Annotated in this window: 8 protein-coding genes; 2 read left to right on the top strand and 6 right to left on the bottom strand. The window is 64.1% G+C overall.

Going from position 1 to position 12152, the window contains the following annotated elements; genetic code table 11:
- Nucleotides 1-214 precede the first annotated feature (214 nt).
- The 3 genes from CAG22_RS20570 to CAG22_RS20560 form a co-directional block, all read right to left on the bottom strand.
- On the bottom strand, nucleotides 215-2626 hold the full coding sequence (locus tag CAG22_RS20570) for a glucose/quinate/shikimate family membrane-bound PQQ-dependent dehydrogenase (RefSeq protein ID WP_085614224.1): 2412 nt from the start codon (nucleotides 2624-2626) through the stop codon (nucleotides 215-217).
- Between the two features lie 30 nt (nucleotides 2627-2656).
- Complete coding sequence (locus tag CAG22_RS20565; RefSeq protein WP_085706052.1) at nucleotides 2657-3991, bottom strand: carbohydrate porin; 1335 nt, start codon at nucleotides 3989-3991, stop codon at nucleotides 2657-2659.
- A 320-nt stretch (nucleotides 3992-4311) separates the two neighbouring features.
- Nucleotides 4312-6357 (bottom strand): TonB-dependent receptor, encoded by a 2046-nt coding sequence (locus CAG22_RS20560; protein ID WP_085692278.1) that lies wholly within the window; start codon nucleotides 6355-6357, stop codon nucleotides 4312-4314.
- A gap of 165 nt (nucleotides 6358-6522) precedes the next feature.
- Here CAG22_RS20560 and CAG22_RS20555 point away from each other — a divergent pair, with 165 nt between their 5' ends.
- The gene (locus tag CAG22_RS20555; RefSeq protein WP_003252112.1) at nucleotides 6523-6744 is read left to right on the top strand and encodes a VF530 family DNA-binding protein; all 222 of its coding nucleotides are present in this window, start codon (nucleotides 6523-6525) and stop codon (nucleotides 6742-6744) included.
- Between the two features lies 1 nt (nucleotide 6745).
- Nucleotides 6746-7381 (top strand): Pr6Pr family membrane protein, encoded by a 636-nt coding sequence (locus CAG22_RS20550; RefSeq protein ID WP_085706051.1) that lies wholly within the window; start codon nucleotides 6746-6748, stop codon nucleotides 7379-7381.
- A 119-nt stretch (nucleotides 7382-7500) separates the two neighbouring features.
- On the opposite strand, the gene CAG22_RS20545 is transcribed toward CAG22_RS20550, so the two are convergent.
- The 3 genes from CAG22_RS20545 to CAG22_RS20535 form a co-directional block, all read right to left on the bottom strand.
- On the bottom strand, nucleotides 7501-8262 hold the full coding sequence (locus CAG22_RS20545; RefSeq protein WP_085706050.1) for a siderophore-interacting protein: 762 nt from the start codon (nucleotides 8260-8262) through the stop codon (nucleotides 7501-7503).
- A complete protein-coding gene (locus CAG22_RS20540; protein ID WP_046614772.1) occupies nucleotides 8255-8800 on the bottom strand; it encodes a PadR family transcriptional regulator in 546 nt (181 codons plus the stop codon). The genes CAG22_RS20545 and CAG22_RS20540 overlap by 8 nt, the downstream gene beginning before the upstream one ends.
- A gap of 89 nt (nucleotides 8801-8889) precedes the next feature.
- On the bottom strand, nucleotides 8890-12039 hold the full coding sequence (locus CAG22_RS20535; RefSeq protein ID WP_085706049.1) for a transglycosylase domain-containing protein: 3150 nt from the start codon (nucleotides 12037-12039) through the stop codon (nucleotides 8890-8892).
- Between the last annotated feature and the right edge of the window lie 113 nt (nucleotides 12040-12152).

The following is a 12152-nucleotide window of genomic DNA, read 5'->3' as shown; positions in this document are numbered from 1 at the left end:
GTGTTTGAGAGGGGGGGGGGGGGGATGGGTTTCAATGGTAGATGATGGCAGGAGGGAAGGGGATCTTTGGTGGCCTGTTCCGGCCCTATCGCCGGCAAGCCAGCTCCCACAGGTGACCCACTGCTTTCAAGGCTAGTGGAGTACCTGTGGGAGCTGGCTTGCCGGCGATGAGGCCAGTACAGCGAGTGAGCCCCGCTGGCGGGGCTCGGCAGCTTTATTCAGCCAGTTTGTAGGCGATGATGTAGTCGCCCATCCTGGTGCCCAGCGAGCCATGCCCGCCGGCAGTCACCAGCACGTACTGCTTGCCATCCTTGCCGCTGTAGCTCATCGGCGTGGCCTGGCCACCCGCTGGCAGGCGGGCTTTCCACAGTTCCTTGCCGTTGTTCACGTCATAGGCGCGCAGGTACTGGTCCAGGGTGCCGCTGAGGAAGCCGACGCCACCGGCGGTGACGATCGAACCACCCATGCTCGGCACGCCAACCGGCATGCCGATCGGCACCGGGGTGCTGTCGCGGGTGGTGCCGTTCTTGTGCTTCCACACCACCTTGTTGGTGAACAGGTCGATGGCGGCGACATAGCCCCAGGCCGGGGCCTGGCACGGTACGCCCAGTGGCGACATGAACGGGTGCATGGTCACCGCGTACGGCGCACCGGTGTTCGGCTGCACGCCGCTGGTCTCGCTTTCACGCTTGCTGCCCTCGGCCACCTGCTCACGCGGGATCATCTTCGACACGAAGGCCATGTAGTTGGGCGAGGTGAACAGCAGTTGGCGCACCGGGTCGACCGACACGCTACCCCAGTTGAACACACCGACGTTGCCCGGGTAGATCAGCGAGCCTTGCTCGGACGGCGGGGTGTACTGGCCTTCGTAACGCAGCTCGCGGAACTGGATGCGGCACAGCATCTGGTCGAACGGCGTGGCGCCCCACATGGCCTGTTCGGTCAGTTCAGGGCCGAGCAGGTTGAGGTCGGAGCGGGCCTGGGTCGGCGAGGTGTGGTCGCCCTTCACCGCACCTTGCGGGGTGGGGATCTCGCGGATCGGCACGATCGGCGTGCCGTCGCGGCGGTCGAGCACGTACAGGCTGCCTTGCTTGGTCGGCACGATGATTGCCGGCTTCACGCCATCGTCGGTCTTCAGGTGGACCAGGGTCGGCTGGCTGCCGACGTCCATGTCCCAAAGGTCGTGGTGGGTGAACTGGTAGTTCCAGCGAGCCTTGCCGGTGGCAAGGTCCAGGGCGACCACGCCGGCGCTGTACTTCTCGGCGCCTGGGGTGCGGTTGGCGCCCCACTGGTCCGGGGTCTGGTTGCCCAGTGGCAGGTAGATCATGCCGAGGTCTTCGTCGACGCTGGCGATCGACCACATGTTGGCCGAGTTGCGGCTGTACATCTTGCCGGGAGCCAGTGGCTGGGTGTCGTCCGGGTTGTTGCTGTCCCAGTTCCACACCAGGTGGCCATCGTGCACATCGTAGGCACGGATCACGCCGGATGGCTCGTTGGTCGACTCGTTGTCGGTGACATGGCCACCGATGATCACCAGGTCACGGGTGACCGCGGCTGGCGAGGTGGAGTAGTAGCCGCCGGCGGTGAACGGGCCGATGCCGGTGGTGAGGTCGATCACGCCCTGGTTGGCGAAGCCTTCGCAGACCTTGCCGTTGTCGGCGTTGATGGCGATCAGGCGGGCGTCTGCGGTAGGCAGGTAGAGGCGGCGCGGGCAGGCCTGGGCCACGGCCTGGCCGGCGTCGGTAATTTTCGGTACCGGGCTGCCGTCGCGGCTGACGTAGCGGTTTTCGTCATAGTACGAAACGCCACGGCAGGTCATGTGGGCGAAGCCCTTGAAGGTGCCGACCGGGCTCTTGACCTGCGGGTCGTAGCGCCAGATTTCCGCGCCGGTGTCCGGGTCCAGGGCCAGCACGCGGCTATGCGCGGTGCAGGCATAGAGCATGCCGTTGACCTTCAGCGGGGTGTTCTGGTTGGTCAGCTCCACCGGGTCGTTTTCGGTCGGCAGGTCACCGGTGCGGATGCGCCAGGCCTCTTCCAGGCGGTAGGCGTTCTGCGGGGTGATCTGGCGCAGCGGCGAATAGCGGTCGCCGTGCTCGGTGCGGCCGTAAGCCTGCCATTCGCCGTCGGGCATGGCCGGGGCGGCGCTGGCCATTTCGCTGCTGTCTCGGCCCAGTTCGCCGAACACTTCACCGGGGTGGGTGAACTGGCTGCCCAGGGCGCAAGCGCCCGAAGCGACCACTGCAATGCCGAGCAGCGCAGTGTTGGCCTTGTTGGCCGGGCCGATCAGCGGGCGACGCGCCCAGGGCAGCAGCAGGACCACACCGATGGCAAACCAGATGGCCAGGCGCGGTACCAGTTGCCACCAGTCCAGGCCCACTTCGAGCAGGGCCCACACGGTGCTGCCCAGCAGTACCAGGCCGTACAGGCCCAGGGCGATGCGGCGCTGGGCCAGCAGCAGGATGCCCGACAGGGCAAAGCCGATACCGGCGATCAGGTAGTACAGCGATCCGCCCAGCTGGCTCAGCTTGATGCCGCCGGCCAGCAGGGCCAGGCCCATCAGCAACAGCAGCGCGCCGATCAGGCGCGGTAGCCAGCGGCTTCCATTGTTGGCACCTTCAGTGCTCATCGTAGGTTCTCCGTCAGGTCAAAAAGGGGGTTAGAAACTGCTCTGGATCTTCAGGCCGCCGATCAGGGCGCCATCGACCTGCGACACCCCGCCCGGGTGGCGGATGTACTGCAGGTTGGGGCGGACCGTGAGCCAGTCGGCCAGGTGGATGCCGTAGTACAACTCGGCGCTGTACTCGGTGTCCTGCACCGGCAGGAAGCCAGGGTTGTCGTAGTCGTAGAGGCCGGCGGCCTGGTTGGCCAGGCGCGCGTTCTTGCGATAGGCAGGGTTGACGTGCACACGGGCCAGGGCGAAACCGATGTCGTCCTTGGCGCGGGCGTCGAAGGGCCCTTTGTATACCAGTCCTGCCTGCACATAGTTGTCGATGGCATTGGTCTTCTTGTCGTGCACCGTGGCGTTGGCGAACAGGCTCAGGCCACGCGACTGGTCGGACGCCAGCGAAGTCACCTGCTGCTGGGCGCCGAGCCACAAGCCGTGCTTGCTCGAACTGCTGCGGTAGGCGGCGCCGCTGAGGGCTGCCGGCTGGCCGTTGCTGTCCTTGAGAACATCCTGTGCCTTGGCATTACTGTAGTAGTAGCCGGCGCGATATTCCCCTTTCAGACCATTGACCTGTGGACTCCATACCAGTTCTATCGGCATTACCGCGCCTTGGGTGCCGCTGCCGCTGAGTTTGAAGCCGTTGCCCGATTCCAGGTTCGAGGGGTTCTGCTCGAACACGCCGACTTGGGCGTAGAGCGCGTCGCTGAGGTTGTAGCGCACGCGCAGGGCCCACTGGCTGACCGGCCAGTTGTACCAGATGCCGCCCACCCAGTTGCCTACCTGTGAGCCGCAGAAGGCCAGGTTCTGGAAGTCGCACGGGAAGCTGTTGAAGTCCTCGCCTTCGCCGAAACGGCCGAATTTCACATCCAGTGCGCCGTCGAAGTACTTCTGCTTGATCCACATCTGCGTCAGCCGCCAGGTTTCGCCACGGCCCCATACCTCCTGGGCCGAGGTGAAGCCGCCGACACGCGGGTCGTTGATGCGGTCGTTGCTGATGTTGTCGCCGTGGCGCTCGGTGATGGTCAGCTGAAATTCGGTGTCGTGCCAGCCAAGGATCTTCTCCAGGTCCAGGTGGCTGCCGAAGGTGAACTGGTCGCTGTAGCGCGCGGTGCGGTCGTGGTCGTAGCCACCATGCAGGTTGCTGCCCATCTCGCCGGTGTAGCCGAGGGTAAAGTCGTAGCCTTTTTCCAGCAGTTCGCTGCGGGTGCCACCCCAGTCGCCGAGCATCCAGGGGGAGTCGCTGGCGAACATCTCGCTGGCGCCGGTGGGGGCCGCCAGGGCGGTGAGGGCAAGGCCGATGTAACAGGTTTTGGGCAGTTGGAGCATGAGATAGCGCTATCTTTTGATTATTGAATAAACGGCAAGCGCATCGAAGGGCGGGCCCCTCAATGGATATGGCGACAAGATGGTTTTGATGAAGCGATTCAGCTTGCGGCGGGGAGGATATAGGGGAAGTTGTAAGAAAAAAAGACAAATTGTCGCAGTGGATTGTTGTTCGACAGGTAACAATTGGCTGCAGAGGGGGCTGCTTTGCAGCCCAATCGCCGGCAAGCCAGCTCCCACAGGATCGCGTTGCACTTGAGGCAGAAGCAATACCGGTGGGAGCTGGCTTGCCGGCGAAAGGGGCGCGAAGCGCCCCCGCGATTTCAGAAGGTGGTACGCAGACCCACTTCCACACTACGCCCCGGCGCCGGGGCGATATCGCGCAGGATCGAGCTGGCATAGCGCACGGTCTGGTCAGTCAGGTTCTCGCCGCGCACAAACGCCAGCCACTGGCTCTGGCCAACTTCGAAGCGGTAGCCAACGCTGGCCCCCAGCGTGGTGTAGCCATCGGTGCTGGTTTCGTTGGCCGGTTTGCGATGCTGCGACGCAGCATGCTGCACGTCGACCCGCGCTTGCCAGCGGTCCAGCTCCCAGACCAGGCCGCTGTTCAGGCGCAGTGGGGCGATGCGTGGCAGCGGCTCGCCACTGTCCAGGTTTTTCGCCCGGGTGTAGTCACCGGAGAGCTCCAGGGCAAAGCTGCCATAGCGGTTCTCGGCCAGTTGCCAGCGGTCCTGGGCCTCGATGCCATAGAAGCGCGCCCGCACGCCCTGGTACTGGTATTCCGGGAAACCGTCATGGTCGTGATCGTGGTCATGGTCATCCTCGCCATGGTCGTGGTCATGCCCCTCGCGGGTGTTGCCGGTGCCGATCAGGCCGATGTAGTTGCGGAAGTGGCTGTAGAACACCCCGACACTGCCCTTGTGGGTGCCATTGTCGAAACGCAAGGCCAGGTCGGTAGAAATTGCTTTTTCCTTGTTCAGGCTGGCATCGCCGACTTCAAAGGCTCCAGTGGCCACGTGGGCACCATTGGCATACAGCTCGTAGAAGGTCGGGGCGCGCTCGGTGTAGCCGAGGTTGGCGGCCAGCGACCAGATCGGGTCGAGTTGGTACACCGCCCCGGAAGACAGGCTGAAAGCGTTGAAACTGCTGGCGCTGTTGGCGTCGGCGAAGTTCTCGTTGCCTTTGGCATCCGGGTCGACCCGGGTGTGCTCCATGCGTGCGCCCAGACTCAGGTTCAGGCGCTCGGTGGCTTGCCACTGCTCCAGCATGAACAGCGCCAGGCTGTCGGTGTCGGTGTGCGGGACGAAGGCTTCCTCGCCCAAGGCGGAGAATTCGTTGCGGCTGACCTGGGCGCCGATCACGCCTTCTACCGGCCCGAGCGGTTGGTGGCGGGCTTCGATACGTGCTTCATAGCCCTTGTTCCTGAAGGTGGTGTGGACTTCGCCTTCTTCGATTTCACGGTGCTCGTAGTCGGTGTAGCCGGCATCGACCTTGACCGAAGTGAATGGGCCGTCCAGGTCACGCAGCTCGGAGGCGAAGGCGTAGTGGTCCTGCTTCATGTCCAGGCGCACACCTGGCTCGGCCACCGAGCCATAGTTGCTGTCGTAGCGGCTGTACGACAGGCCGGCGTAACCGTGGTCCCAATGGTAGGCGCCACCCACGGCGCCACCGTCCTGGCGGCCGTCGCTGTTTTCCAGGCGGTGCTTGCCGCCGGGTTCGTCGGCGTCGCGCACCTTGGAACTGCGCGCGTAACCGGGGATGCGCAGGTCGTTGAACTGGCGGCTGTTGGCATCCAGGTGCAGGGCGAAGGCACCGTTGCCGGCCTCCAGCTTGCCAGCGCTGCTGCGGGTGGTATCGGCGCCGCCGTAGCGCAGTTCACCGGCACCTTGGATGCCCTCGATGGGGGTATCCGGGATGCGATTGTCGAAGGTATTGACCACGCCGCCGATGGCGTTGCCGCCGTAGAGCAGGGCAGCCGGGCCACGGACGATCTCGACACGGTCGACGGTCACCGGGTCCAGCGGCACCGCGTGGTCGTAGGACAGCGATGAAGCATCCAGGGCGCCGACGCCATTGCGCAGGATGCGAATGCGGTCGCCATCCAGGCCACGAATCACCGGGCGACTGGCGCCTGGGCCGAACCAGGTGGAGGCGACCCCGGGCTGCTTGTTCAGGGTTTCACCGAGGCTGCCGTGCTGCTGTTGCAGCAGGTTGTTGCCTTCGAGCACGGTGCTGGGGGCGGCCAGCTGGCTGTTGCCCAAAGGGTTGGCGGTGATGACCTGGGGTTCGAGTTCCACGGCGTGGCTGGGTGATGCGGCCAGCCACAGCGCGACGGCGAGGGGAGAGAGGCGAAGCGGTGTGTACAGCATGGGGATGGGGCGTTCCTTGGCAGATGCTTTTGTATTGTTACAATATAACATCTCTATTTCAGCACAGAGGTTTTGCGCCTGGCCAGCGGTTTTTCTGTCGACTCACCTGATCCCACCCACCACTACACTCGTGTAAGGTGCGCATCTTTCCTACGGAGCACTGGCATGAGCACGGCCCAACACAACGCGCTGCACGGCAAGACCCTCGAACAGATCCTCACCGAGCTGGTGGCGCACTACCAATGGCAGGGCCTGGCCGAGCGCATCGATGTGCGCTGCTTCAAAAGCAACCCGACCATCAAGTCGAGCCTGACCTTCCTGCGCAAGACGCCGTGGGCACGGGAAAAGGTCGAGCAGCTGTACGTGAAGCTGCAGCGCCAGGCCTGACATGCCGCGCCGTCCCTGGCTGACCGGCATGGCCGTGCTGGGTTGGTTCGGCCTGGCCGTGCAGGTGTACCTGGTGCTGTTGGCGCGTTGGCAGGAACAGGCCAGTCTGGTGGGTGGCCTGATCAATGTGTTCGGGTATTTCACCGTGTTGACCAATACCCTGGTGGCAACGGTGCTCAGTTATGCGGCGTTCGGCCGGGAAGGCCGTGCCAAGCGCTTTTTCCTGTCGCCTGCGGTGAGTTCTGCGGTGGCCGCCAGCATCGTGCTGGTGGCATTGGCCTACAGCGTGCTGTTGCGTCACTTGTGGCAACCGCAGGGCTGGCAATGGCTGGCGGACGAGTTGCTGCACGATGTAATGCCCGTGCTATATGCCTTGTACTGGTGGTGCGAGGTGCCCAAGGGCAGGTTGCGGCTATGGCATCTGCTGGTCTGGGCGATGTACCCGGCGACGTATTTTGCCTACGCGCTGTGGCGGGGGAGCGAGATTGGCGTGTATGCCTACCCGTTCATCGATGTGGCGAGCCTGGGGTATGGGCAGGTATTGCTCAATGCCCTGGGGGTGTTGGCGGGGTTCTGGGGGATTGGGCTGGTGTTGCTGGGGCTGGACAGGTGGCGGGGGCTGCACAGATTGGCTTGACCTGCACTGGCCCTATCGCCGGCAAGCCAGCTCCCACAGGAATTGCGCAGCCCTTGAACGCTGCGGGGTACCTGTGGGAGCTGGCTTGCCGGCGATAGGGCCGGGGCAGCAATAATCAATCATTCGTCGTCCGCAGTCCCGTCGGCACGCCAGTAGGCCACAGCCTTGAGCGCATCCTCAGGCAAACCTTTCTCCAGCAACAGTGCCTTGGCCTGCCGGGTCAGGGCTTTTTCCAGTGCCACCCAGCCATACAACCGGCCTTGCGGCAAGGTAAGGTTCTTCACCAGCGCCAGCAGGTCTTCATGTTGGCGACGTACCCAGATCACTTCCACCTGTGCCTTGCTCGGCAGTGGCTGGCGTTCCTGCTCGTCCTCGATCTGGATAACCGCCAGTACCTGGCGGCCCGCTGGCAATTCCTCCAGGCGGCGGCCAACGGCCGGAATGGCGGTTTCGTCGCCGATCAGCAGGTAGCTGTCGAAGATGTCCGGCACCACCATCGAAGCCCGCGGCCCGGCAATGTCCAGGGTTTGCCCGGGTGCCGCCTGGGCTGCCCAGGTAGAGGCAGGGCCATCGCCGTGCAGCACGAAGTCGATGTCCAGCTCATTGGCCACCAGGTCGATGCGCCGTGGCGTGTATTCGCGCATGGTAGGCCGCGCGCCACCTTCTCGGCCCAGGTTACGAGCCTCGATGGCCTGCTGTTGCTCCGGCGTTTCGGCGAACAGCAGCTTGATATGGTCGTCGCTGCCCACGCTGGTGAAGCCTTGCAGCTCGGCACCCCCGAGGGTGATGCGGCGCATGCGCGGGGTCAGTTCGGTGACCCGCAGCACCTGCAGATGGCGTTGGCGGATTTCGTGGTTGACGCGGTGAATGGTGTCACTCATGGGGTGTCTCCCTGACAGGTTCGGCCGGCCCGGAGGCGATGGCCTTGGCGGTGTGGTTGAGCAGGTCGCGGACCCGCTCGATTTCTTCCGGTGTCCAGCGGCCACTGTGCATGTGCAGTGCGTGGCGCAGGTTGCCGACCGCTTCATGAATCTCTGGTGGACGGTCGTGGCCGCGCAGGGCGCGCTTGCTGACTTCGATGCGCATGCGCACGCCGTCCAGTGCGACGGCCTGTTCGGCCAGGGCGGTGCGGCCGGCTTCGGTAATGGCATAGAGGCGTTTGCTGCCCTGCACCTGGCCGCTGATCAGCTCGGCCTCCTCGAGGAAGTTGAGGGTGGGGTAGATCACCCCGGGGCTTGGGCTGTAGCTGCCGTCGAACAGGTTTTCGATCTGGCGGATCAGGTCGTAGCCGTGGCCTGGCTGCTCGGCGAGCAGGGCCAGCATCAGCAGCTTGAGGTCGCCGGGGGCGAAGACGCGCGGGCCGCGTTCGCCACGACCTGGGCGCCGCTCGAAGGGGTCATGGGGGGTATGTTCGCGCATGGGGGCAGGGCTCCGTCGTTTGCGATATATCGTAAGATATTACTCAAGATATATCTAAAGACAAGCCCTTAATTGCAGATGATTATCATCTAGTTGTTCGATGTATCCCCTTGCGGCGTGGCTGTGTGCATGGCCACCTGCGGCGCTTTGCACTCATTCGGATTGCCCGGTTGCAGGTATGGCATGAGAATCGGAGCCATGCCCTTGAGTACCTGCACCGGCAGCGCCGAGGTGAACTTGAAGGCCTCTGCCGAGCGCCCCGGCACGAACGCGGTCAAGGTACCGAAGTGGTTGTCGCCCAGGAAGAACACGAAGGTGGCGGTACGGTTCAGCGAGCGTGAGCCGATCAGCCGGCCGCCAGCACCAAAGCTTTCGATGCGGTTGTCACCGGTACCGGTCTTGCCGCCCATCACCAGTGGCGTGCCGTCCTGCAGCTTGAAACTGCCGGAAATACGCCGCGCGGTGCCCGCATCCACCACCTGCGACATGGCGCCTTTGAGGGCGCGCGCCACTTCGACCGGCAGAATCCGCACACCCCGGTCCGGGTCGGTGACCAGCTTGGTCTCGTAAGGCGTGTTGGCAGCGAAGTGCAGGGTGTCGATCCGCAAGGTCGGCAGGCGCACGCCGTCGTTCTGGATGATGCCGACCAGCTCGGAGAGGGCGGCGGGGCGGTCGCCCGAGCTGCCAATGGCGGTGGCCAGCGAGGGCACCAGGTGGTCGAATGGATAGCCCACGCGCTTCCAGCGCTGGTGAATGTCGAGGAACGCTTCGATCTCGACCATGGTGCGAATGCGGCTGTCACGGGCGCCCTGATGGCGGCTCTTGAACAGCCAGCCGTATACCTCCTGGCGCTCGAAGCGGCTGGCATTGACCATTTCGGTCAAGGTCGAACCTGGGTTCTTCAGCAGGTAACCCAACAGCCACAAGTCCAGCGGGTGGACCTTGGCGATATAGCCCTGGTCGGGCAGGTCGTACTTGCCCGGGCCGTAGGCGTCGTACATCTCCGACAGGCGGCCATCGGTCAGTTTGCCCAGGACGATCTTGTCACCCTTGAGGTGGGCGCGGACGAAGGCGTTGAAGGTTTCCTGGCCAGCCTCGGGGAACAGGTAGCGGTGCACGGCCGCCAACCGTTGTGGGGTCACGCGCATGCTGTCGAGGAAGGTGTCCAGGCGCTGCTGCGAGGTCTTGCGCTGGTATTTCTTCCAGAAGCGCATCAGGTAGTTGGTGCCTTCCTTGTCGGCGAAACGGGCCAGGTATTCCTGGCGGCGCGGGTCGGAGTCGTCCTTGAGCAGCGGCACGCGGTTGTACGGTTGCTGGTAGGTCACGTAGCGCACCAGGTCGCGCATCAGGCGGATGAACGGCAGGTTGATCGACTCGCGCAATGCATCCTTGAGGGTTGGGTTGCGGCTGTTGTCTTCCTTGCGGAAGTTGTTGAACACATGCATGCCGCCGCCGGTGAAGAAGGCTTCGCCGGTGTTGGCCGAATACTTGCGTTCCAGCGCCGCATCGAGCATGGCGTCCAGGCTCTGGTTCTTGCTGTTCTGCGCCAGCCATTCCAGCGACCACTGGCTGATGCGGTCGAGTTCGGCGACTTCGACTTTCTTCAACTCGGCGGCTGGCTTGCCGGCGTACTTGTCGTGCAGTTCGGCGATGATCTCCAGGTAGGTGGTGAGTACCCGCAACTTGGCGGTGGAACCCAGTTCAAGCTTGCTGCCTTCGTTGATGTCGAAGGGCTGGTCGGTGCTGTCGGTCTGCACCCGCACCCGCGAGCCGTCGGCGGTGCGCTCGAACAGGGTGAAGCTGTAGCTCACCTGGTCGGTGGTCTTGGCGGTGAGCAGGCGTTCGCCGATCAGGCCGATCTGCGCTGCGAATTCAGGGTCGGCAAGGTTTTTCAGGTACTGGCTGACCTGCAGCTGCAGGTCGGACTGCAGGGTACTGGTGGCCGACACGTCGAGCCGGTCGAGGTCGTACAGCGGGCGGTTGAGCATGGCCGCCAGGCGGTTGCGTGCCAGGCTGATGCCCTTGTTGGTGACGATCGGCACAATGGTCGGTTGCGCCACCCAGTCGCGGTATACCGCCTTGCTGGCCAGTGCCGCGTCGGCCAGTGGCTGCTCGATGACCTTGTTGGCGGCCAGCACGCGGATGTGCGCGTCGGTCAGTTCGGCCAGCTCGAGCCGCCCCTTGGACAGGTAGTGCGACGGCCGGCGCTGGGCAATCATCAGTGACAGCACCTGGCGCAGGGCCAGGCCGCGTGCGGCCATGCTCTCGGGGTCGCTGGCGGTGGAACTCAGGGCCTGGTTGACCTGGTCGAAGTCGGCGCCGTACCACACCCGCAGCCCCTCGGCCATGCCATGCACTTCGCCATGCCCAGGCACTGCCGACAGCGGCACGCTGTTGAGGTAGTCCCGCACGATGCGCTGGCGCGCCTCGGTGGTGTCGGGGCCGCCCTGGTAGGCGCGCACGCTGGCGGAAATCATCTGGCGGATCTTCTCGGCGCCGGAAACGGTCAGGCCGTCCGGTGAGTGGCGGTACTTTTCCAGCTGCGTGGCCAGGGTGCTGCCGCCAGCGGACTGGCCGGGCAGGGCCAGGTACTTGGCCACCTGGCTGTAGGCGGCCTTGGCGAAGCGCGGCCAGTCCACGGCCGGGTTGTTGCGTGTGTCCTTGGTGTCGAGCAGGTCGCGGTTCTCGATGAACAGCAGGCTGTTGACGATCACCGGCGGGATCGCCGCAAAGTCCGGGTACAGGTGTTGCGGGTAGTTGTACTGGTACAGCATGTCGCCGCGGCAGTCGGTGATCGACAGGCCAGCCTGGATTTTCTCGATATAGGGGGCGAACAGCCCATGATCGACGTAGTTCATCAACGCCGGCGAGAACTTCACCTGCTCGCTGATCAGGTAGTCGCGCTTGAGCAGGCGCGGCAGGAATTCGCCCAGCGCGCTGTAGCCCAGGCGTTTGTCGAATGGCCCTTCACCAGGGTAGACGATGGCATCGCTGGGGCCTGGTTGCAGCGAATAGGTGAGGGTGCTGGCCAGCTTGCTGAATTCCCGCGACTGCAGGTTGGAGGTGCGGAATTCGTCATACGCAGCGAAGCCGATGGCCACCAGCGCCACCAGCAGGATGAGGATGATCAGCCGCCACCATAGCCGACGCTGACGGGGGGACTTGGGTTGTGGCGTCTCGGCCGGAGGTATCTCGGGTGCTTCCGTTCTGCTTGGTTCCGATTGCCACAGTGCGCCCATAGTCTTCTATCCGGCCAGGTATTTTCGTCTTGCTTGTCTGAAGCTTAGACGTTGAGCGGGTCAGGTGAAAAATTTGTAAGAGACGGAGAAAAGTGGCGTAGGGCTATGCGGCT

Origin of the sequence: Pseudomonas sp. B8(2017) (assembly GCF_002113575.1) — a bacterium.
Lineage (GTDB): Bacteria > Pseudomonadota > Gammaproteobacteria > Pseudomonadales > Pseudomonadaceae > Aquipseudomonas > Aquipseudomonas putida_Z.
Note: the sequence above shows the minus strand (reverse complement) of the source record. Positions and strands in the feature narration are given on the sequence as shown.

Coding starts and splice junctions, on each gene's coding strand:
- CAG22_RS20570 (WP_085614224.1), bottom strand. CDS start 2,626: ATGAGCACTGAAGGTGCCAACAATGGAAGCCGCTGGCTACCGCGCCTG.
- CAG22_RS20565 (WP_085706052.1), bottom strand. CDS start 3,991: ATGCTCCAACTGCCCAAAACCTGTTACATCGGCCTTGCCCTCACCGCC.
- CAG22_RS20560 (WP_085692278.1), bottom strand. CDS start 6,357: ATGCTGTACACACCGCTTCGCCTCTCTCCCCTCGCCGTCGCGCTGTGG.
- CAG22_RS20555 (WP_003252112.1), top strand. CDS start 6,523: ATGAGCACGGCCCAACACAACGCGCTGCACGGCAAGACCCTCGAACAG.
- CAG22_RS20550 (WP_085706051.1), top strand. CDS start 6,746: ATGCCGCGCCGTCCCTGGCTGACCGGCATGGCCGTGCTGGGTTGGTTC.
- CAG22_RS20545 (WP_085706050.1), bottom strand. CDS start 8,262: ATGAGTGACACCATTCACCGCGTCAACCACGAAATCCGCCAACGCCAT.
- CAG22_RS20540 (WP_046614772.1), bottom strand. CDS start 8,800: ATGCGCGAACATACCCCCCATGACCCCTTCGAGCGGCGCCCAGGTCGT.
- CAG22_RS20535 (WP_085706049.1), bottom strand. CDS start 12,039: ATGGGCGCACTGTGGCAATCGGAACCAAGCAGAACGGAAGCACCCGAG.